General features: G+C 38.6%; 14 protein-coding genes. 4 read left to right on the top strand and 10 right to left on the bottom strand.

Annotation, left to right across the window (positions count from 1 at the left end; translation table 11 throughout):
* Nucleotides 1-211 precede the first annotated feature (211 nt).
* The 4 genes from HMPREF0106_RS06840 to HMPREF0106_RS06825 all read left to right on the top strand — a co-directional run bounded on the left by HMPREF0106_RS06840 (nucleotide 212) and on the right by HMPREF0106_RS06825 (nucleotide 4,344).
* Nucleotides 212-784 carry a K(+)-transporting ATPase subunit C gene (locus HMPREF0106_RS06840; protein WP_004312961.1) on the top strand — a complete coding sequence of 191 codons (573 nt, stop codon included), beginning with the start codon at nucleotides 212-214 and terminating at the stop codon, nucleotides 782-784.
* Nucleotides 785-906: 122 nt separating this feature from the next.
* A complete protein-coding gene (locus HMPREF0106_RS06835) occupies nucleotides 907-1,671 on the top strand; it encodes a hypothetical protein (protein ID WP_004312962.1) in 765 nt (254 codons plus the stop codon).
* An 83-nt stretch (nucleotides 1,672-1,754) separates the two neighbouring features.
* The gene (locus tag HMPREF0106_RS06830; protein WP_008640697.1) at nucleotides 1,755-2,885 is read left to right on the top strand and encodes a sensor protein KdpD; all 1,131 of its coding nucleotides are present in this window, start codon (nucleotides 1,755-1,757) and stop codon (nucleotides 2,883-2,885) included.
* A gap of 19 nt (nucleotides 2,886-2,904) precedes the next feature.
* A complete protein-coding gene (locus HMPREF0106_RS06825) occupies nucleotides 2,905-4,344 on the top strand; it encodes an ATP-binding protein (protein WP_008640698.1) in 1,440 nt (479 codons plus the stop codon).
* Between the two features lie 79 nt (nucleotides 4,345-4,423).
* Here the strand turns inward: HMPREF0106_RS06825 and HMPREF0106_RS06820 are convergent, their stop codons facing one another.
* From HMPREF0106_RS06820 to HMPREF0106_RS06775, 10 genes are all read right to left on the bottom strand, one after another.
* The gene (locus HMPREF0106_RS06820; RefSeq protein WP_009040616.1) at nucleotides 4,424-6,751 is read right to left on the bottom strand and encodes a Gldg family protein; all 2,328 of its coding nucleotides are present in this window, start codon (nucleotides 6,749-6,751) and stop codon (nucleotides 4,424-4,426) included.
* A gap of 11 nt (nucleotides 6,752-6,762) precedes the next feature.
* Nucleotides 6,763-9,084 (bottom strand): Gldg family protein, encoded by a 2,322-nt coding sequence (locus HMPREF0106_RS06815; protein ID WP_032851547.1) that lies wholly within the window; start codon nucleotides 9,082-9,084, stop codon nucleotides 6,763-6,765.
* A gap of 1 nt (nucleotide 9,085) precedes the next feature.
* The gene (locus HMPREF0106_RS06810; protein ID WP_004309029.1) at nucleotides 9,086-10,021 is read right to left on the bottom strand and encodes an ABC transporter ATP-binding protein; all 936 of its coding nucleotides are present in this window, start codon (nucleotides 10,019-10,021) and stop codon (nucleotides 9,086-9,088) included.
* A 185-nt stretch (nucleotides 10,022-10,206) separates the two neighbouring features.
* Nucleotides 10,207-12,990 carry an outer membrane beta-barrel protein gene (locus HMPREF0106_RS06805; protein ID WP_004309030.1) on the bottom strand — a complete coding sequence of 928 codons (2,784 nt, stop codon included), beginning with the start codon at nucleotides 12,988-12,990 and terminating at the stop codon, nucleotides 10,207-10,209.
* 39 nt (nucleotides 12,991-13,029) lie between these two features.
* Entirely contained in the window at nucleotides 13,030-13,449 is a 420-nt protein-coding gene (locus HMPREF0106_RS06800; protein ID WP_004309031.1) for a carboxypeptidase-like regulatory domain-containing protein, read from the bottom strand.
* An 81-nt stretch (nucleotides 13,450-13,530) separates the two neighbouring features.
* The gene (locus tag HMPREF0106_RS06795) at nucleotides 13,531-16,074 is read right to left on the bottom strand and encodes a zinc-dependent metalloprotease (RefSeq protein ID WP_004309033.1); all 2,544 of its coding nucleotides are present in this window, start codon (nucleotides 16,072-16,074) and stop codon (nucleotides 13,531-13,533) included.
* A 14-nt stretch (nucleotides 16,075-16,088) separates the two neighbouring features.
* A complete protein-coding gene (locus tag HMPREF0106_RS06790; RefSeq protein WP_009040618.1) occupies nucleotides 16,089-18,674 on the bottom strand; it encodes a zinc-dependent metalloprotease in 2,586 nt (861 codons plus the stop codon).
* Between the two features lie 33 nt (nucleotides 18,675-18,707).
* Nucleotides 18,708-20,387 carry a PKD-like family lipoprotein gene (locus tag HMPREF0106_RS06785; RefSeq protein WP_009040619.1) on the bottom strand — a complete coding sequence of 560 codons (1,680 nt, stop codon included), beginning with the start codon at nucleotides 20,385-20,387 and terminating at the stop codon, nucleotides 18,708-18,710.
* Between the two features lie 21 nt (nucleotides 20,388-20,408).
* Nucleotides 20,409-21,269 (bottom strand): DUF4843 domain-containing protein, encoded by an 861-nt coding sequence (locus HMPREF0106_RS06780; protein WP_004314581.1) that lies wholly within the window; start codon nucleotides 21,267-21,269, stop codon nucleotides 20,409-20,411.
* Between the two features lie 11 nt (nucleotides 21,270-21,280).
* On the bottom strand, nucleotides 21,281-22,783 hold the full coding sequence (locus HMPREF0106_RS06775; RefSeq protein ID WP_009040620.1) for a RagB/SusD family nutrient uptake outer membrane protein: 1,503 nt from the start codon (nucleotides 22,781-22,783) through the stop codon (nucleotides 21,281-21,283).
* Nucleotides 22,784-22,788 lie beyond the last annotated feature (5 nt).

The raw sequence follows: 22,788 nt of genomic DNA on the forward strand, positions 1-22,788 counted from the left end.
ATATACATATATATTTTTATAAGTTTTAGCTCTTTCTCCTTGGGAATCATAATTAGAATAATGAGTGGTTTTATTCTTCTAACATACTGATTTTCAAGGAGATTAAGAAATAAATAAATGAGATAATTAATTGAATAATAACAATTTAACTAACTGAATCAGCTAGTGATTTCAACTACTGATTCGCATTTTTAATTAAAAAACAATAGCAATGAAAACTTTATTGAAGTCATTAAAAATAACACTTGCTTTTTGTGTCTTTTTCTCCGTGTTCTATATCCTTATCTTGTGGTTGTTTGCGCAGGTTGCAGGTCCTAATAAGGGAAATGCCGAGGTAGCTACGCTGGATGGGAAAGTAGTGGGAGCAGCTAATGTGGGCCAGATGTTTACAAAAGATATTTATTTCTGGGGACGTCCGTCTTCTGCCGGTGACGGATATGATGCTACGAGTTCTGCAGGTAGTAATAAAGGTCCTACGAATCAGGAATATCTGGATGAAGTGAAAGCGCGTATTGATACTTTCCTTGTACATCATCCTTATTTAGACCGTGCGGATGTACCTGCCGAAATGGTTACAGCCAGTGCTTCGGGGCTGGATCCTGATATTACTCCCCAATGTGCATACGTACAAGTGAAGAGAGTGGCACAAGCACGCGGATTAACAGAAGAACAAGTAAGAGCGATTGTTGATAAAAGCATCGAAAAACCGTTCCTGGGATTGTTGGGAACAGAAAAGGTGAATGTGCTGAAATTGAATATAGCTCTTGAAGAAAGTAATAAGTAGATGAAGATCAGGAGCAGCGTTCCTGTCCGAATCGTTTGGGTGATACCAGCGGTTCAAATAAACAGGGGGGGGATGGGGCGCTGCTTTTTTACAGGAACATAAAATAGAATTAGATAAGAAGTATGAAAAGTTTTTTTAGTAAAAAGAGTATTTTAGGAACAATGGCTGTAGCGGCCGTATGTATGTTGGGAACTGGCAATGCACAAGCACAAGAGTTTACTATACAAGGTGATTTGGTAAGTTCGTATGTATGGCGTGGTATTTATCAGGGGGGGGCCGCTTCTTTTCAACCGACTTTGGGAGTTAGCGTAGGTAATTTCTCACTTACTGCATGGGGCTCAACCAGTTTGAGTGAGAGTAATAAAGAAATTGACCTCACTGCAGCTTATAAGTTTGGTGAAGCAGGACCGACACTTTCAGTAGCCAGTCTTTGGTGGAACGGACAAGCTGATGTAGCCAATGGAGAACTAACAAATGATTATTTCCATTTTAAGAGTGGCGACACCGGACATCATTTTGAAGCAGGATTAGCTTATACGCTTCCTGTTGAAAAATTCCCGTTGTCTATTGCATGGTATACCATGTTTGCCGGTGCTGACAGGAAGATGACTGACAAGGGGGAAGAAAAACAGGCATATTCTTCTTACGTAGAACTGAATTATCCGTTCAGCGTAAAAGGGGTAGACTTGAATGCTACCTGTGGAGTGGTTCCTTATGAAACTCCGCAGTATAATGTGAATGGTTTTGCAGTGACGAACCTTGCTTTGAAAGCAACGAAAGCTATCAATTTTAATGATAAATTTTCATTGCCTATATTTGTGCAAGCTATATGGAATCCGCGTTTGGAGGATGCCCATCTAGTATTTGGCGTAACTTTAAGGCCATAAAATAAACTCATGAATTTTTGTGAACCCGTGGTGATCGTGATGATTGCTACGGGTTAGGATGTTTAAAATAACAGAGCAACATAATGGATGATAGAGAACAAAGTGTACAGCATTTTCTGGATCTGATAAAGAGATCTCAGCGAGGTAAGTTTAAGGTCTATATCGGTATGATAGCCGGTGTGGGAAAGTCATATCGTATGCTTCAGGAGGCACATGAACTGTTGGAAAATGGTGTGGACGTGAAAATCGGCTATATCGAAACTCATGGACGTGTCGGGACGGAAGGGATGCTACAAGGACTTCCTGTCATTCCGCGACGTAAAATCTTCTATAAGGGAAAGGAATTGGAAGAAATGGATTTAGATTCTATTATTCGCCTTCATCCCGAAATTGTGATAGTGGATGAATTGGCACATACCAATGTGGAAGGAAGTCTGAATGAGAAACGTTGGCAAGATGTAATGACATTGTTGGATGAAGGAATCAATGTGATTTCGGCAATCAATATTCAGCACATCGAAAGCGTGAATGAAGAAGTGCAGGAGATTACGGGGATTGAAGTGAAAGAACGAGTGCCCGACAGTGTGCTTCAGGAAGCGGATGAGGTGGTGAATATTGACTTGACGGCAGAAGAACTGATTGCCCGTTTGAAAGCGGGAAAGATCTATCGTCCGGAAAAGATTCAGACAGCATTGGATAATTTCTTTAGAACCGAGAATATTCTTCAATTGCGTGAGTTGGCTCTGAAGGAAGTGGCGTTGCGGGTAGAAAAAAAGGTGGAGAATGAAGTGATGATGGGAGTAGCCGTCGGACTTCGGCATGAGAAGTTTATGGCTTGTATCAGTAGTCACGAGAAAACACCCCGGCGAATTATCAGAAAGGCGGCAAAGTTGGCAACCCGGTATAATACTACTTTTATAGCTTTGTATGTTCAGACTCCGAGAGAGAGTATGGATCGAATTGATTTGGCCAGTCAACGGTATTTGTTGAATCATTTTAAACTGGTGGCGGAACTTGGGGGAGAAGTTGTCCAGGTGCAGTCGAAAGACATTTTGGGGAGCATCGTCAAGGTTTGTAAAGAGAAACAGATATCGACAGTGTGTATGGGAACTCCTAATTTGAGGTTGCCGTACGCAATTTGTTCTATACTGGGATATAGAAAGTTTTTAAATAATTTGTCGCAAGCTAATGTAGATTTGATTATACTTGCATAATATTAATCGTATGAACGTTATGAATATTAAAACGAAACTGATTCTTGGCATTGGGATGTTGGCAGGAATGATTATTTTGTTGGTAACACTTTCAGTAGTGAATCTTCAAACTCTGACTGCGACAGAGCCTGATAGTCCTGCTGCTATGCCTGCCTTGGAACGTGCATTGCTATGGATCTCCATAACAGGGGGAATCTGTATCTTGACCGGACTGATATTGCTTTATTGGTTGCCTCGTTCTATCAGCAAGCCGATTAAGGAGCTGAAAGAAGGAATTCTTGAAATAGCCAATCATAACTATGAGAAGCGTCTCGACATGAGTGACAATGAAGAGTTCCGTGAAGTGGCTGACAGTTTCAACCGGATGGCGGAGCGTTTGACTGAATATCGTGCCAGTACTTTGTCGGATATTCTTTCTGCTAAAAAGTTTATAGAAGCTATTGTTAACAGTATTAACGACCCGATTATCGGTCTGAATACAGAACGTGAGGTTTTGTTTATCAATGATGAAGCCTTAAGTATTCTGAATATGAAACGGGAGAATGTGATTCGTAAATCGGCAGAGGAACTTTCTTTGAAGAATGACCTGCTCCGCCGACTAATTCGTGAGTTGGTGACGCCAAGCGATCAGAAAGAGGCTTTAAAAATTTATGCGGATAATAAGGAAAGTTATTTTAAGGTCTCTTATGTCCCGATTATTAATACGGAGGCTGAAAAAGGGGAACCTCACAAACTGGGTGATGTCATTTTACTTAAGAATATCACGGAATTCAAAGAACTGGATTCTGCCAAGACTACATTTATTTCAACGATCTCTCATGAATTGAAAACTCCGATTGCTGCTATTATGATGAGTCTACAACTGCTTGAGGATAAGCGTGTCGGTGCGCTGAATGATGAGCAGGAACAGCTTTCAAAGAGTATCAAGGAGAATAGCGAACGTTTGTTAAGTATCACCGGAGAATTGCTTAACATGACGCAGGTGGAAGCTGGTAAATTACAGTTGATGCCGAAGATCACCAAACCGATTGAATTGATTGAGTATGCGATCAAAGCTAATCAGGTGCAAGCGGATAAGTTTAATATTCAGATAGAAGTGGAGTATCCGGAGGAGAAAATCGGTAAACTGTTTGTCGACAGCGAGAAGATTGCTTGGGTATTGACGAATCTGTTAAGTAACGCTATTCGTTATTCAAAAGAAAACGGGCATGTGGTTATTGGTGCCAAACAGGATGAAAACTGGATTGAATTGTATGTCCAAGACTTTGGCAAAGGCATTGACCCGCGTTATCACAAAAGTATCTTCGACCGTTATTTCCGTGTACCCGGAACGAAAGTGCAAGGTAGTGGCTTGGGGTTATCTATTTCCAAGGATTTTGTGGAAGCTCATGGCGGTACGCTGACGGTAGAGAGCGAATTGGGTAAGGGGAGTCGGTTTGTGATGCGGTTGAAGGCATAGTTTTGAAGGAGTCTATGAAAGAATTAGACTTCCGACAGGCATGAAATCTGCTTGCCGGAAGTTTCTCTGTTCTCTCTTTTTATCGTTTTCTTCTCCTCCAGCATATCCAAATACCACACAGACCAATAATAAATGGGATGCCATAGCAATAGATAATTTTGATAGTAGATAGATCCATAGGAGTCAGGCTGATATCTTTGTCGAGATAAGGGGCTCTGGAAGAAGATACCGGAAATTTATTATAGCATAGCCAACGGAATGAACCGGGAATCATATTGAAGTTGAATGAATAGATACCCGGTCTTGAGCTTTTTTGTAGTTCGGCATTGCTGAAACAGTCTGCATCCCCCAACACAATGATCCGTTGTTTTTTATCTTTGGCTTTAATCTTGCGGGTTAACGCTATTGCCGTGGGATAGGCTCCTAACTTTTCACCTTGAAGAGAGTCTAATGAAAGGGAGTCATTCAAAAAATCTTTTGTTTGATACTCAATCCATGTCTGTTGGGCGTTGCTTTGCAATAAAACTATTGGATGGAATTTTGTTGTATCGACAACTTCCAGAGCAACAGCCGATGGCATGGTGACTGCACTATGCTTCTGCCTGTCAACCATACGTTTATAGAAGCCTCCTATACTGTCGGCGGCTATCTGGGTAGCTTTCGCGAGAACGAGGTCTCCGGGATTAACATCAGAAGGTTGTGCAATGATTCCCGGCAACAGTTTTAAACCGACTTTCCGGAGTAAAGGATTCATTACTTCCTGACGTCCGACGTCGCCCATAATCATCATATTACCTCCGCGTTCAAGAAAACGGTCTATGATTTCTTGTTCTTTGGAACTCATGGAAGAACGCATTTCAGCAATAAGTAATATATTGATATTACTTGGTATATCATTCATATCCTTTAGATTCAGTTCCACCAAATCAAAGCCTTGATTAATCATGGAATAACGAAAGCGTCCATGTGTGGCAAAAAGTGAGTAATCCTGATCTCCCTTTTTAGTGGTGGAACGTTCCTGATGTCCTGTGATGGCGCCTACCTTCACAGGAGTAACAAGCATTTTCTTCAATGCTGCGGAGATTTCTGTTTCAGAAGGGTGATATTCCATATCGTCGAACAAACGAAGGCGGGCTTGTTCACCGGAGCCACGTTCAACAACCCGCACAAATCGATAATTTTCTTTAGCCAAGTCTATTTTTTCTTTCAGTTCTTCGGCGCTTTTAAGCTTTTTAGGATTGAAGTTCTTCTTCTTGGCAACTTCATAAGCTATCTCACGAATGTTTTTATTCGGATATTGGCGATAAAGGGTGCTGTCTTTCGGTGTAGAGTAATAGTAAACATACTCCATTTTTATCTCTGGTTTGAAACGTGTGTACATTTTGAAGCGTGCCATATCCTCTTTTTGCTCTCTTGGAGAAGCGACATCAAATTCTTTATCGAAAATATTGACGTAAGTTGTGATCGTCATAGGTCCGGACAATTGCTCCATTACTTTCTGGCTTTCTTCTGAAAGTGTACGTTGTTTGCTGCGGGTAGCATCATAAAAGCCCATCATTGCCGGACGGGAACTGACAAAGCCGATAACTATAATGGTACATACAGCTAAGGCATAGCGCATTGTTTTTGAAAGGAGTGAACGGCGTGTTTTTTCGTTGTTCAGTTTAATGACCGATAGCCAGAGGAATAATAAAATTACGGCAAGGAAATAGATAACGTCATCGCTACATATCAATCCTCCAACCATCTCACTGGCACGTCCTTTAATGGATAGCCAATAAGTAATTTCTCTAAAGAATATGGACTCCTGTCCAATTCCTCCCACATAATTGAGAAATGCTAATGCGGAAAGGGTGGCAACAGCTGCCACAACCTGGTAAGATGTGAGTGTGGTCATAAAGAGACCGATAGAACAATAGGTCAGTATCAACAGAAACATGGATAACAATCCCGCCAAGATAAGTGTAATATCGACATGCGGCACGGAGATAAACATTACGATTGTCGGTAGGGCAAGGATGATGACAAAGATTAGGGCAAATACCACCATTGAAACAAACTTGCCGGTAATGATTTGAACACTGCTTACCGGTGATGAATAAAGTAGTTTGATAGAGCCTGATGAATATTCACGACTCATTAAATTCATGGTTAATAAAGGAATATACAGATAAATGGTTTCTTGTATTACTTCATATATTCCTTTGAGACCAAGGACAAAACCGGCTGTGACGCTAAAAGTGATCGTGTTGCCCAATGCTTTTATTTTTACTATTTCCGTCAGGATATTCATAAAGTCGAATCCTACCTGGCATGTAAATGCGACCAGCAGCAACCATGCGACCGGTGAGTAAAAGAGTACCGCTAGTTCGGTACGGGCTATTCTAAGTATAAGTCTTAAGTTCATCTTTTCTCTTATTAATTTCTTCTGCGGAAAAACCAGATGCCAACTCCTATAAGTAAGAGGATAGCTGGTATAATGATTATGAAAATAGTTTTCATTGTACCAATATCTTTCACTCCGATCGAAAGTTTATTGTCGGTACAATGGGGACGGCGTATGTCGATTGGAAATTCTCCTCCGGAAAGCCAGCGGAAGCTTTCGATAATCAGATTAAAGTTTCCTGATCTATATCCTTCGCGTGAAAGAGTCAGTTCGGTGTTGCTTATGCAATCCGCATCACCAGAGATGATAATACGCTGCTCTTTATCTTTCAGTTGGCGTGAAAGGGCATAGGCTGTGATATAGGTTTGTTCTTTCTCTCCTGCCGAAGCATTACATTCTACTGGTGATTCCTGTAAATCTGTTTGTTCTTTTTCAATCCATACACCTTTGGCATTTGTTTCAAGAATCGGAGTATATTGGAAGCCGTAATCGTTGTCGGAGCATGTAAGGGCTACACATCCGGGCATAGAGACACGTAAATCATATTTGGGAAAATCATCTTTGAATCCGAATGTAAGTTTTTCCGATTCACGGGTTGCCTTGGCTAGAATCAGATTAGGAGAGAAATCAGCGGAAGATTGTGCCAGTTGGTATTCTTCCATTTTGATACCGAGTTTGCTTAAAAAAGGATTCATAACTTCTTGCCTGCCTGTATCGGTGAGAATAAATAAATTACCTCCACGAGCCAGGTAAGCCTCCAGTTGATTTTCTCCTTTTTCTGTAAGCGGAGTTCTCATTTCTGCAAGAACCACAATATTGATTAGGGAAGGAATGGTGTCTCCGTGAGAAATATCGATCTCGCAGACATCAAAGCCTTGATTAATTAAGGCGGCTCTAGAATATTTCTCAATGGAGAAGTTGCTATAATCGCGGTCACCGGATTTGGACACCTCACGTTCACCGTCTCCTTTGATAAAGGCAACAGTGGGAGGAGTTGAAATCATCTTTTTGATGGCTGCTGTAATTTCCGCTTCGGATGGCGTTGCATCCATATCTTCAAAATCACGGATGAAGGTACGTTTTCCATCTTGCGTTTCCATAATGCGAACAAATGTATTTTGTTCTTCACGCAGGTCGATGATTTGGCGAATTTCTGCCGGGGATTTGAATAAATGAGGATTCAAGTTATAAATCATGGTCATATAATCACGCATCTCATCTACTGTTTTGCCTTGAAACTTAGGATTATTTGCAACGCCGTTGGGGGCGAAATCATAATAATAGACATATTTCACTTGCAGGTCCGGTTTAGCGAGACAATAAGGTTCGAAGATTGTTTCATTCGCTTTCTTCATGATAGGGAGGTAGCGATATGATTTGTTATCAAGTAGGTTAACATAATTGGTAATAGTTACCGGTCCTGTCAATTTTGCTAATACGTGTTGGCTATTTTCGGTAAGTGAGTTTAGTCTAGTGCGTGTTGTATCCCATACCTTAATCATTCCCGGACGTGAAGTGAAATAGCCAATTGCCATTGCTGCGACAAAAAATCCCAGATAGCTGATTGCTTGCCGGAAACGACTGATAGTGCACCGGTCGGATGTAAGTTTGAAAGTGGTAAATGTCAGGAAAAGGGTTACTACGACCACGAAATAAATCACATCTTCACTCCGGATTACTCCATTCAGCATATCGATTGTTCTTCCGTTTATTGACAGCCAATAAGTCAGTTCGCGTATAAGATCGTATTCCTGGCCGATACTTCCTACGAAATTCAGTATAGCTAATATAATAAGAGTCCCAACTGCTGCTACTACTTGATAAGTCGTGAGTGAGGACATAAAGAGCCCGATAGCGCAATAGGCGCATATTAATAAATAGAGTCCTAGAAGGGCGACTAGTACAGGAGCCCAATCAAAAGAAGGGATTACCAAACTGCCATAAATAGCACTGGCTATCGGGACAAGCATCAGACAGCAACCAAATCCGATGGCTGCAAGATATTTACCTAATACGATCTGACCACTGGTGACTGGGGATGAATATGCCAGTTTGATTGAACCCGATGCCGTTTCGCGACTGATGAGTCCCATTGTCAACAATGGAATATAGATGTATATGTTTGATACGACGGAGGACAAAAAGCCGTAACTACCTAAGAAGCAGATACCGCTCAAAGATACTTCCTTGCCGCCTGACAGATCATAGTCGGTCACTATATTCTCCATCAATGACGTAAAACTTGCTGTTGTCAGGAATGAGAAAACAATCAATATGAACCATGCAATCGGCGAATAGAATAAAATAGCCAGATCGGTTCGGGCAATACGCATTATAATCTTTAAATCCGTCATGTTAGATATTATTTTTAAGTTTTCCCGATAGTTGTGCAAAGATTATGTCAAGAGAGCAGCGTTCCATCGTGATTTCTTTCAGTCGCCATCCGTTTTGTATGCTTAAGGCTACTACTCGTTCAGTTATGTTTTCATCGTCATCAAAGCGTATCCGGAATGTACCGGGATAGAGTTCTTCTATATTCAACACATGTTCTATCTTTGCTAGTTCTTCTATAGAAGGGGGAAGGGCAAATGTAACGGTGAAACTACTTGGAACCACATAGTTATCAAAGTCTTTCATGCTACCTGAAAATACGACTTTACCATGTTCAATCATGCGAATATCATTGCAGGTAGCTTGCACTTCCGACAGGATATGAGTGGAGAGTAGGACAGAATGATCTTCAGCAATTTCTTTAATCAGATTGCGTATTTCGACAATTTGGTTAGGATCAAGCCCGTTTGTAGGTTCATCAAGTACTACGAATGGAGGATTATGTACAATAGCCTGTGCAATTCCTACTCTTTGTTGATACCCGCCTGAAAGATTCTTTATAAGTCGTTTGCTAAAATGGGCAATAGCGCAACGTTCTTTAGCTATTTCTACAGCTTCACGAATTTTTGATTTCTCCATTCTCCGCAGTGTGGCACAGTGTATGAGATATTCGTCGACAGTCAAGTCCGGATGGAGAGGTGGTTTTTGAGGTAAGAAACCAATATGTTTTTTTGCTTCAACCGGATTTTTTCGTAGATCGATGCCATTGATAAATACATCTCCTTCCGTTTGATTTAAAACTCCACAGATGATATTCATAGTGGTGGACTTACCTGCCCCATTAGACCCTAACAGACCTAATATTCCTGTTTTTTCAATAGAAAAATTGATATCGCGAATGGCCCAATCTACACTATAACGATGAGATAAGTGTTTAACTTCGACAATAGGATTACTCATACTTTTTATTTTAAATGATTAATAGATTTCTTATTCATATTACCATGTAACTCCTCTTGAAATATCCATCCGGTTCGATTTGATCTTTCTGAATTTCCAGGAGAAATTTATGGTAAAATACCGCCCGAAGTTTTCTCGGTCAATATAACTGGTATAGTTATCTTTCATTTGGATAGCTATGAAATTCACATTTTATCTGACATCGGCCTATATTCGCGTATGCTTCCATCGTTTGTAGTACCTTCGTAGTTCGATTTCACTTTACCAAACCGATAAGCAAAATTTATGGTGAAAAACCGTCCATAATAATTTGTCCACGTGTTTTGAATGTAGTTGGAATACATTTGGCTGTTGAAAGTCCGATGACTATTTAGTAGATCATATGCGGCAATACTAATGTCTCCTTTGCGATTTAACACTTTACAGCCTATGTTCAAGTTTAGGGTGTGATTGCGGTTAATCTCTTTATTGATTCCATAATCACGGCTGAAAATGAAATTATAATGACTACTTAGATAGAAGTATTTACATATTTGGCTTATATCAAATGTTGCTCCTGCCGTTTGATAGAATGTTTTACTTGTATAATTTTCAGTATTGATGCTATGTACATAATGAGTATTGGCACTGATTGTTATTTTTAATCTTTTAGTTAGATTACAGAGTAGAAAATGTTCGAGCGATGGATCATAGGTACGTGTTGTAGTCTTATTTTCTCCTATATAATATGGGTTATGTTCGTAGTTGAATCCGGTAGATAAGGCATATTTGGATTTTATACTACGTATAGGAGCCTGCCATATCAGTTTGCCTTTTATGTCCCAATATCCTTCTACGTTTTCAAAACTAATTAGAGAACTGTGTGCAGGTGCTGTGTATTGCAATCCCGATAGATAAGTTTCGGCATTGTAATAGGTTGTCTTTGCAACAGGAGAGTGTTGGCGGATAGAGGCATTGATAATAACACCTATGGTGTGGTTATGTTTTCCTAACATACGATTGCAATTGAAGAGGAACGAATGTAGATATGATTGTTTTAAGTTGGGATTTCCACTGCGCAGCATGTAAGGATTGCTGTTATCTATTTGTGGGCGTAACTGCACTATGTTTGGTGCAAAATTATGCAGTCTGTAAGCGGCACTCCATGACTTTGTTATATCTGTATGCACAAAAGATATTGCTACTGTTGGAGAGATGAATGTTTTACGGTAGTTGTCCATTTCTTTTTCTTTCCGCTTAAGTGTAGTTTCCTTCAGTCCGGCTGAAATGTCACAACTTGTTTTTTGAAAGGGAAAAAAGTGAAATGAAACTTCCTGTTTTTGTGTCAGGTTATTTATTTTATAACTATATGTATTGGCTTCGTCTGTTTGTGGATTTGTGGGGCTCAACATATTCCAGGCGAATTGGTGTTTCCATCCGTTTTCGTATTTAACGGAATAGTCAAAAGATATTTGGGTGTCATTTTCTGGATTCAGTATATATATTAATTGCGCATTGCCGTTCCACTCCGTATTGCGGAGTTTTGATGGAATAGTCAGATAAGTTTGTGTTGTCGAACTTTCTAATGTGTCTATCCGTAATGAATGATTTTTGCCTTTATTTATATCTACTGAACTTTCTAATGTATATCCGATTCTGTCGGTAATACTGTTGACATAACTGACATCTTCCTTCACATGAAAATTCTTGTTTAGATTATCGTAATGCATCAGGCTTTTCGATGTTTGAAGATTGTTTTCTTCATTATAGATGTAAAGCGATTGCCAATCTTTGTTGTTGTTATATGTTATAAGCTGGTTCCAACGGAATTCTCCCCATTTGTCATTTGAATTGGAGAAAGAAAATTCGGAATAGTGATTTTGTTTTCTGTCACTGTTGCTATTTTGTTCTTCATAAAGGCGCTGCTGATAATTGTTGCCAGGAAAATAATGTTGTTCGGATCGTGTATTTGTATTATCGCGATTATATCCGAAAGTGTAAAATGCTCTAAATGTACCGTATGTTCCATTTTCTGTGTCCCATGAGCGTTCCGTAGCCAGATCTGCATAAGTCGTTTCGTTGTAAGTACTACCAGGATCGGAAATGGAAAGAACATTTTTGATATTATTTGATTTTCGGTTGATATTATTGTGAAATACATTACTTGTGAGTAAAAATTTCTCGGAGAAAAAGTTAGTGGTGAGTCCGAGCCCTTTACGGAACTTTCCTCTGTCGTTCTTTGAGTCCATGTTGCTGCCTGTACTAGCCAATAGGTGTGCTTTCCATGAGCTGATGAGTTTGCTTTTGGTTTCTATGTTGAGCACTCTGGTGAGATCCCCTCTGTACATTAGTTTTTTTGTTTTCGTATTTTCATATTCATCATAAGCCTTGATTTTTAATACATCTGTTGCAGAAAGATTCTTTAGTGCTGCCATTGGGTCACTTCCGAATATTAGTCTGCCGTCTATATAAGTTTTGGTTACTTGTTTTCCCATGATTTTGACGGAATGGTCGTCAGTCTCTGTTCCGGGAAGTTGCTCGACTATATTCATAGCGACATCCCCTTCTTGTATGTTGACTGCCTTCGGGTTGAATATTAGCGTGTCGCCATTTTGGGTCACAATGGGGATTCTGCCCTTGATGGTGACTTCCTCCAGTTGGATGGATTCATCCAAAATTTCTATGTAAAGATTAGAATTCTTTCCAGCTATTATATTTAATTCTTTTTCAACTTTCCGACACCCTATTGCAGTGATAATGAGTTTTGCTTTTCCTGTTTTTATGGGTTTGAAACGGAATACTCCATTTATGCTTGTTGTTTTCAGTGTGTCTTTTGCATAGATCAAAAAGATATTGGCACCGTCTAATGAACCATTAGACCCATTTTCTTGTTTGTGTATAATAAATCCCGATAGCTCATTTGTTTTATCTTGAGCATTTATCGGTAAAGTAATGTATAACAATAAAAAAATAGAAATAAATTTTTTCATATTGCTGTTTTATAAAAAGTTTAGTGATAGTGTGTGGTTTTATTTGTCTAAGGCTTGTGAACTTTCTTTTAGGAAGAAGTTCACCACCCTACGGCCTCCAATTCTTTCTTGTTTTGTTTCATAACCCAGATAACTTGCTTGGAGAATTTTTTTGTCGGCCTTAGAAATGCCTATACTATATTCTCCATCAATATCAGTTATAGTACCATTAGTACTACCCACTTCGATAACGCTCGCGCCTATTAGTACCTCTTTTCCTCCTTCAGTATAAACAACCCCTGTGATTTTCTGACTGAAAAGGACCATTGGGGAGATCGGAGATTGAAGTTTTTTGTTTTTGAAAAACTCAGTACTTTTATTGTCTCTTGCCTTGATTATTGGAGAGGAGGGGGCTTCTTGTGCAAAAGAACACATCATTATAGTAAATATGAATACAATGAATAAAATAATCTGCTTCATAATATAATTTTTTTTAATTGTTATACATTTTACTATCACTAAACTTTTTATAAACATACACGTTGAATGGTAGAGGAAAGGCTAAATTACCCTGTCAATCATCGCTATCAAATAATCGCATTTTCCACGTTCAATATCATTACTAGCCAAAGAACGAGCTTGTATCAAATAGCGACGTGTACTTTTCAACTTATCATAGCAAATGGCTTCGATATCCGTACCGACATAGAAATTGACAGCAGTCATAGGTTCCATACCCGATTGCTCTTCTGTTGCAGATATAGAGGCAAAAGTTGTCAGCAACCCTAATGATTGTAACTTATGATTAGTTTGCTCGTTGAGAGCAATGGAAGTTACTCTTGTTGATACAGCCTTGTCAATAGCCTTTAATGTCGGACACATTCCTTTTAAAGAACTGATATATACAGACAGTTGTGCAATCATTGGAGCACTTAAAGGTTTCCCATTTAAAGTTTCTTTGAATAATTGTTTCTCTATATCATTCAAATATGCTTCTTGGGTATAAGGTCTAGTTGATTTCTCTACACTCAATCCCATACGCATCAAACGAAACATCAAAGACATCATTGGATACCCGTTATTGTAAATCCATGTTGACATATCAGGATTGACACCACCTAAACGCAAGAAATCCTTATTAGAGTCCAGCCAACTTAAATCATAGAAGGTACTGAATATCTTTTGTAAGACTTTCTTTTGCATATCTGCCGATACCGGTTGATATGAAGGAACATTGCTTTTTTCGTTGGCTTCATTGATATAAATACCTCCGATATAAGAAGATACAGGTGACAATGTTTTATTGATTAATTCAATAATCACAAAATCAGGAAATAGCTCCCGGTAATCATTGGGGATATTATCGTCGTGAAACCAGGCAGGACTATTTTTAACTACATATTTCACATGAGCGATTTGTGCATCTAAAGAGGCTATCGGATCATTACCTAAATCATAGTTTTGGCAACGCGGGTCTGTAGCATAAGCTGGTGAACGCTTTCCATAGAAATAGCGTGGATCTCCATCGTGTTCCATAGCCCATTTCTTCAACATGTCTGATTCATTTTCACTGGTGGCGGCATACAGATATTTGAGCGTAAATGCATCACATACACCCGGTTTGTCGACAATCAATACCACTCCTTTTTCTTTATCACCGGGCTGTGCCAGATAATTGTATAATACGTTGTCCATGACTGAAGCTGTGATACCATATTTTTGAGTAAATTCAGGAGAACGCAGTTCCTCTGGGGAGTATGCTGCAGAACCAGCCAAATTAGTTGCCAATCCCAAACTAAGACCAAATGCTTTTAGCATACGTGCTGTCAGATTCTCACAGATCACCTCATCGGCAATGTAATAAGTCCGGAAGCGCGGATCAATCTCTGCCATTTGGTATACTCCATTGCGACGTACGCTGACGGCAAGGTCGCGTGGTACTCCTATCTTGGTACTTAAGATTTCTCCAGTGCGTAAATCAGTGACATTGTACGCAGTAACTTCCGAGTTGTTGTTATTCAGGAAAGCAATCGTATTTATCATTGGGTTATTAGCACGGAAAGTTGAACCTTTCTCATACGGTTTTATTATGATTGGTTTTCCTATTCCTAAGTCTTCAAATATTATATTCCATTCATCTGCACTTTTTTGGATGGCTTTTACCCAGCTATCTTGAATCAGAGTGTCGATGTAGAAAACAACAGGTTGTTGCGTCGTTATATTACGCCGTGTTACATAATATCCTTTCTTGAAACGTTTTTCATTACGATAGTCCGTGTATGCGATATAACCTGTTCCTACACGTGGGTTGGCTTCGCGGGTATTCATCTTTTCTTTTGACAGTAGGGCTAGTGTCGTTTGTACCGACATGGTTAATTCCGGTTGTTCTTTGGAGACGAATCCCATGATGCTGATGCTCAACTTTGCAGTACAGTTTTGAGTGATACTGATACAATTGTCGAATGCATCTGCAGAGTCCACAAAAGATGTTTTACTTTGAGGGGAAGCACTTACAATTGTGAGCATACCTCCATAACTGCGTCCGCTAAGATTGAGTACATCTTTATTGGAACAAGAGAAATAGGAAGTGGCATTAAATACAACAGCCGTTGAATCGCTGGTGTATCCTTCAATTGGAAATGCTTTGTAAATAGCATTACTACGAGATAATGCAAAAGCCGCTTCTTGATTATCGTCCTGTTCGTTGAGGCGAACATTGTATTTCGGATCTCGGAATAATATTAATGAATCGGTTTTATCAATAATCAGATACCTACTTTGAGCAGCTTTTGTGCCTGCCAGTGAAATGTCACTTGCAGTAGTGATGGCAGAGTTTACTAAAAAATCCCGTCCCATTAATTCAACCGGTAGTTCCAGATAAATCTTATCCTCGTACTGATGAACTGTGATTGTCCCTTTATTGACTGTATGTTTCTTCTTATCTTTGAAAAGCTTGTCGTAGACACTCTTTTTTTTCTTTTGAACACTGTCAGTCTGTTGTTCGGTTTTTGCTTTTCCTTTTTTCTTTTTGGAGCGGGCATTGGCTTCATTTGTTGATCCGATAATCAACAAAATTGCCATCAACCATAAAAATAGTATTTTCATCTTTTGTCCCTCCCTTATTTTAAGTTGATGTCGAGCATCTTTAATAATAATTCATAGTGAGCTTTCGTCTTCCCTGATGCACTGGCTGCCTTTTGTTTCATCAGTTGTTTGGCTTTAGCTATATATGCGTATACATCTGCCTGGGTAACTTTGGCTGTCATAGAAAAACGATTCAACGGTCTCCATTCAAAACCTGCTACAGGGTTGTGTATAACATCCTCTTTGATAGCATGTCCCTGGCAACAAGTATATCCGAACTGGCGGTGATTGATGTCAAGTGGTTTTTCTCCGGTCAATGCTTTCCCGGCTCCTTTAATTGTGAAACCGGCAGTTTGCATCATCATGTATATATATTGTTTCTGGAGATTCATTTGGGATTCTGTTAATGTACGTCCGGAAATGGTCGGTTTCCATACAAAATTGTATATCATGTTGAAAGCCTCGGCAGCAGTAAATGAATCTTTCTCTAATCCTTCGTATTGTGATACCTGAAAAGGTACAGGCAGTATATATCTCAACATGAAGTTTTGAATAGTTTGTTTAGGGGAACCGGAAACCGGAAATTTAGTTAATAAGTTTTTGTTGTCAAGCCAATCCAGATCATTATAAATTTCGAATAGGTAATTCAGGGCTTCTTTTTGTTGTGCCTTCGGAATTTGTGCAAAACGTGGCATTGTGTCCCCTTCTTTAACTTCGTTGACAAAATAGCCACCTACATTGCCTGCTACATGGGTAACATACATTGCAAGTTGTTCTACGATACCAATAAATAAATCTTCACGGTATTCGTATGTATCGTCACCTTCGGAAATCCAACTTTCCAAATTATTCATGATATACTTAAGGTTCTTGATGCCATATCGAGTTGCTTTCATAGAGTTGTCACCAATATCTTCCGTTTGTGAACGGGGATCAACAACTCCATATACTTGTTGTTTTCCATATCGGTACACTGGATTTTCTTTAATGGCATCAGTGATCCATTTGCCTGTTATAATTGCTTCTTCCTCTGCAGAATTAACATTGAATACCGGAGTATACGTCCATTTTATGAGGTATTTGTCGTATTCACCAAAGCGGGGTGGAGTCAATTTAACGCCACGTTCTTTATCGCCAGGTTGTGCTACATAGTTGAAGCGGGCATAATCCATAATGGAAGGAGTAGTGCCATACTTCTGCGTGAATTCCGGTGAACGTAAAGAATCTACCGGGAAAGTGGAAGAAGCTCCCATATTATGCATAAACCCTAAACAGTGACCGATTTCGTGTGAAAGTACATAGCGTAATGCGTCTCCAACCATTTCATCCGGAATATTGACAGTGCGTACATCCTTATCGGCTTGTGCTGTTTGCACGAACAACCAGTTACTGATAAGCTTGATAACATTATGATATAAATATACGGAGGCATTCAAGATTTCTCCGCTTCGTGGGTCTACCCATGATGGTCCCATAGCATTCTCAATGCTTGATGGAGCATAGCGAACACATGAATATTTGATATTGTCCGGATCGAATTCCGGATCATCAGTCGGGAAATCTTTGGCTGCTACAACATCTTTGAATCCAATCTGCTCGAATAATTCATTCCATTGGGTGACTCCTTCCCGCAGATATGGTTTCCATTTTTCCGGAAAAGTGTTATCGATGTAGAAAACAATCTGTTTAGTGGGTTTCACTTTCTCACCACGTAGGTAGGCAGCAGTGTCAGACGGTTGTATATCCCATCGATTGGCATAGTAAACAGGTGCGGTTGTTTTAGCTCCTTCGCCTAGTTGTTCGCGTCCGGTAAAGAATACACCGATCCGGTAATCTGCCATACGTGGACGGTAAGGCTTTTCTTTCAACAGCATGATAGAACGTGTCATTTCTGCGGTGAATGGACGGTCTTTTATGAGTGACGCCCCTTGTGAATTGCTGACAGAGAATGTATATGACAGACAGCTTTTAATAGAAACATTATCTTTGAAAGCCTTGATTTGTGAAATGTAAGAGCAGTCGGATTGATAATTCTCTGTACGATTGTACATTCCATAGATTGAATTACGATCGAATGGACTCATTTTTTTGTTGTCGCCCAGGAAGACGCTGCTCATATCAAAAACGATAGCAGTAGAGTCATTATTGTATGCTTGAATCTTTTGGTTGCTTAAAATTGCTCCCAGTGTACTTTTGCGTAAAGCTTCATCAATTTGTGTGTTACCAGTAATATAGTCAGTGTTTACCTGACGTAACTGTACATGTGTTTTATTGCGTGTGAATACTACGTGAAGAAGATCGGTCGGTTTAGAACCGACTACTGCATTGCCATTATCAGAGATACTGGTGACAGTGGAACCAATAAGCATATCTTTATTGATTAAATTCACAGGAAGTTCAAAATATACTTTTCCATCCAGCAGATGGAGAGTAATCAGTCCTTTGGCTATTTCATGCTTTTTCTTGAATAGTTTGTCATATTCACTTTCTTTTTTAGCAGGAGTTGTTTGTTCTGTTTTTGCCTTCTTTTTTTTCCAGAAGAATGGAAATTTACGCTGTGCGTCAATGGTGGTAGACGAAGCTACCACCATTGCTGCAAGTAAGAGGATTTTCTTTTTCATATCAGTTCTTTAATGTATTTTTATGAAATTAGATTAATATCCGGTTGTTGTTACATCTAGGATTTTACCAAAACCATCATAGATTAGGGCTTTAGAAATATCCAAGGTTCCTGCACCGGCCTGTTTCATCGGAACAATTGAGACTTTTCCGTTAAATTCTGCGGATTGGGTCACAATAATGAGGGCTTTGTTATTCCATGCATTTGGGGCAATAGTTGGTGGATTACCAGTCATTACATTAATTTGATTAGTGTATTGTCCTTGTTGATATAGCTTGGCTTTTGTGATTTTTTCTCCGTTACTGGGGGTAAACTGTGAGGTGGTGGAGACAGATACTTCATTTCCCATACCGTAAGTAAATGAGTATATAGCTGCATCTGTTACTACATATAATACATTATTTGTATGTCCGAAGAAAATAGATACAGCTTTGTCTAGTAAGGTTTTTCCTGTCGTTGGAATAATATATTTGTTTTTTGCAGCTGCTGGTTGTTCTGGTGAAGTCACAATCCATCCCTCCCAATTATCAGGATCTTCATAATGTCCTTCTTCTGCTTTATATTGGCTTAAAGTGTAAATAGCATAATTTCCACTATTATCGTCTTTAAGTAAGAAAGTGGCCAATGAGCCATCTTGAGAACTTGTTGCGGCAATAGCTGTTTGACTTCCCATGTCATTAGGATCGAAATCTGGATTTGAGATATACGGAGTACATGTGTTATAACTCGTGCCATTTAAGGAATAAAAGGCACCTTTGGGTTTATCTAACCATACTAAATGGTTGTCTCCAATACTATATGAAGAATTTGCTGCATATACATTGTTATTGATTTCAAATCCATTAAAAACAGAATTAGGCATAGAGAATTTGTTACCTGCTACGTTTAAGAATGAATATAGTCCATTATTTGTATAAGCGATGAAAAGTTGTGAAGAACGAATATAAGATTTTACTTGAAAATCGGTGGGGCAATATAAAAATATTTTTTCATCTTCCCATGTCCCGTTTATTGAATAGTCCTTACAGTTGAAACGAATGCTTTTTCCTGTGGAAGAAATAGCCCAAATCTGATTTAAGTGAGAACTACCAAGTATTGCTGTGTTCCCCATCACCTCATAGGTTAATGAAGTCAATAATTCATCATATGCTGCTCCATTAGCAGTTTCTAGTATGTGACGGAATATTCTTTCTTCTTTTGTATATTGATTTGTTATTTGAGAATTGTTAATCAAAGTAAAATCTGTTGTTGTTCCGTTTTCACTATCTGCGATCAACAATCCGTCTAGGAAGCTACTTTGTACATATAATTCCCAAGAATAAATATATTGTAAGTTATCATTTGCTACATCTGTTACAGTCAATTTTAACGTATAGGCTCCATTTGATATAGGACGATTTATAATACCATGAAAGTCTTTTTCTGTACCAATAATTTCATAAACAGGATTATTAGTTGAGGGTTCCTCGGTTACAGCCCATTCATAGCGCAAATTAGAACCATCAAAACCATCTTGGGTAATAGATGGTACAATATCGACAGGAGATTGATAACCTACGTATATTGAATTTTCTTGATTTTTATCGTTTATACTAATTTGTACTTCTGGAATAAGGTTTGTTACAAATGAACTTTTATCCTCATAACAAGAAGTAAACCAGAGAATATTAGGCAGCAGTAATATTATTAATTGAGTTATATTATTTTTCTTCATAATTTTATAGAATTATATAAATTAATATGTTCTGGCTTCTATAATTTGTCCTTTCAAATTACCTTCGTTATGAACTAGGGGGGTATCGGGATGTTCTTTCTGATACTTTTTTAGATAATCCGCTAATTTTGCAGCATAAGCTTCATATGATTTGTCTGTTACGAATAATCTATAATTGGCGAGATATTTATATGTAAAATATGTTGGTCTCTGTGGTTGGTCAGGATGCGCAGTCATATCGTCCCAATCATCCCAGTCTAAAGCTGTTACAATTGTTTTTAAAGCATTGGAACTATAAGCTGTTGTAGAATAAGAGGTTGGAGCTAGGGATGATTTTATTAGTGAATTATATGTCATCCATACATATCGTTCAGTCGCTGGAGGGGCAATGATATTGTTGTTCCAACTTACTGTTGCTGTGATATATTCTTTAGGGCCTAACCCTAGAGTTGATGACTCCTTTAGCTGGATATAAAGTTTATATGATGCTCCATTTTGTATTTCATCAGTATTAAACAGCCTTATTTTTATTGTTCCTTTTAAACTATTTGCGGGAATCACTGCAGCAGTTATTTCATAACTGTTTTCGGGGGCAGTGGTTTCCTCCGCATTGATTACATAATTCACAGTACGGTCTTCTGTCGATACATTTCCGACCAAAACTAAAGGCAATTCATATTCACCATATTCATCAAAGGGATTCTCCAGAAAAGAATAATTCCCTTTAAATATGTCGGTTTCTGCATCGTACTCATTCGTAGAATTGAATCTGACAGCATTATATTGACTGTCAAAATATGGTATTTCTTCCTTGCCGCAACTAATGAGGCATAAAGAGAAACAGCTTATCGCTAAGACTGATTTTATAATTATTTTTTTCATATTAATATTGTTTATTGTACACGACCGGATTGTATTTCGAAGGTAGGATAAGGCAATAAATATTGCGTATCTGTCATCTCTTCACTATAATTAGGAATAGATTTACACCCTGTTCGCTTATAGTAATAGAACATGACACCTTCGGAAATGAATTCTTTGTGATATTCTTTTTGTATTTCTTTTATGATTTGATCTGCATTTAGATTTTCAAGAGGGGTGCTGATACCTCTGTTTTCGCGAATCTTATTTAGCCTTTGTAATGCCATGTCAAGATTTGGGGTTGCACTTGTTGCATAGCATTCTGCAGCAATATAGAATATTTCAGGCAAGCGTATTAGAGACAAGCGGTTCTTATTGAATTCGTCTAAACTTGCTTGATGAATTTTCATAGGGACATATCCTCTGGAATCACTTTGGGTTTGATCTAACATTCGTGTGAAACGAACATCTGAATTTATGCCTTCATATATATTTTCAACATCTGTTGGAGATATATACATAGCTGTATAGTCTGTGTTGACGAAGTTGGGTATTATATATGAGGTAATTTTGGACGTAACGTCTGAAACATTTAGGCTAAATAAAGCTTCGGATGCTAGAGAACGGTTAGATTGAGAAATTTCTGGTAACAGGTAGGAGTAAGTGTACATATCGTCCATAACAATTCCATTATCACCGATAGCTGTGATTATCTCTTCAGTAGCATTTAAAGCTTTGTCTATGCTTTCTTTACTGCCTTCCCATAAATATACACGTGCTTCCAATGCTTTGACTGCATAATAATTGAGTCGTAAAGTTCTATCTTTGAAGAAACCATCTGCATCTATACTTGTGTAATAAGAAGCCGGATGTTTTTTTGTGATCGGGTCGTATTCCTTTAATAATTTTTCTGCGGCTTCCAAATCGTTGATAATCATTTGAAGTGTCTCCTTTCCTGTGCGTTGAGGAGTTGGGATCGATGATAAAGTTGTTACATATGGAATCGTTTTTTTAGAATTTAGTTCTGCGGAACGGTTTTTCCAATCACCATATCCATATAGGCGCAACAGATCAAAATGCATATATGCACGAATGGCAAGAAGTTCTCCTTTGATAACATGATAATAGACTTCGTTCAGACTTGACTCCTGTCCTTCCATATTAGTTAATGCTTCATTGGCATTGGCTATTACAGAATATGCTTTAGCCCAAATATTTTCGATGTCCGAGAATATTTGTGTGTGGTCGTAATTGAATTTTTCATATTCTTGCATTTCTCTACTATTACTTGAATTGGAAGTCACAGGATTAAATTGATGACCTAATATTTCAATTGCATACCAGGATAATTCTTTACCATAAAGGGCATTGTCTGTCATGCTAATATAACAACCTATTAAAGATTGTTGGAATCCGGCTAGAGTGCTATAATGATCTTTTTCTCGAATTTCAGACCCTGAAGTAACATCGAACCAGTCGCTGCAAGAGGATAATGTTACTACGGACGTTAATAGGATTAATATGTATTTTTTCATCTTTA

Origin of the sequence: Bacteroides sp. D22, assembly GCF_000163675.1 — a bacterium.
Lineage (GTDB): Bacteria > Bacteroidota > Bacteroidia > Bacteroidales > Bacteroidaceae > Bacteroides > Bacteroides xylanisolvens.

Excerpts from the sequence above, each read along its gene's own strand:
- HMPREF0106_RS06840 (WP_004312961.1), top strand. The coding sequence starts at position 212 with ATGAAAACTTTATTGAAGTCATTAAAAATAACACTTGCTTTTTGTGTC.
- HMPREF0106_RS06835 (WP_004312962.1), top strand. The coding sequence starts at position 907 with ATGAAAAGTTTTTTTAGTAAAAAGAGTATTTTAGGAACAATGGCTGTA.
- HMPREF0106_RS06830 (WP_008640697.1), top strand. The coding sequence starts at position 1,755 with ATGGATGATAGAGAACAAAGTGTACAGCATTTTCTGGATCTGATAAAG.
- HMPREF0106_RS06825 (WP_008640698.1), top strand. The coding sequence starts at position 2,905 with ATGAATATTAAAACGAAACTGATTCTTGGCATTGGGATGTTGGCAGGA.
- HMPREF0106_RS06820 (WP_009040616.1), bottom strand. The coding sequence starts at position 6,751 with ATGAACTTAAGACTTATACTTAGAATAGCCCGTACCGAACTAGCGGTA.
- HMPREF0106_RS06815 (WP_032851547.1), bottom strand. The coding sequence starts at position 9,084 with ATGACGGATTTAAAGATTATAATGCGTATTGCCCGAACCGATCTGGCT.
- HMPREF0106_RS06810 (WP_004309029.1), bottom strand. The coding sequence starts at position 10,021 with ATGAGTAATCCTATTGTCGAAGTTAAACACTTATCTCATCGTTATAGT.
- HMPREF0106_RS06805 (WP_004309030.1), bottom strand. The coding sequence starts at position 12,990 with ATGAAAAAATTTATTTCTATTTTTTTATTGTTATACATTACTTTACCG.
- HMPREF0106_RS06800 (WP_004309031.1), bottom strand. The coding sequence starts at position 13,449 with ATGAAGCAGATTATTTTATTCATTGTATTCATATTTACTATAATGATG.
- HMPREF0106_RS06795 (WP_004309033.1), bottom strand. The coding sequence starts at position 16,074 with ATGAAAATACTATTTTTATGGTTGATGGCAATTTTGTTGATTATCGGA.
- HMPREF0106_RS06790 (WP_009040618.1), bottom strand. The coding sequence starts at position 18,674 with ATGAAAAAGAAAATCCTCTTACTTGCAGCAATGGTGGTAGCTTCGTCT.
- HMPREF0106_RS06785 (WP_009040619.1), bottom strand. The coding sequence starts at position 20,387 with ATGAAGAAAAATAATATAACTCAATTAATAATATTACTGCTGCCTAAT.
- HMPREF0106_RS06780 (WP_004314581.1), bottom strand. The coding sequence starts at position 21,269 with ATGAAAAAAATAATTATAAAATCAGTCTTAGCGATAAGCTGTTTCTCT.
- HMPREF0106_RS06775 (WP_009040620.1), bottom strand. The coding sequence starts at position 22,783 with ATGAAAAAATACATATTAATCCTATTAACGTCCGTAGTAACATTATCC.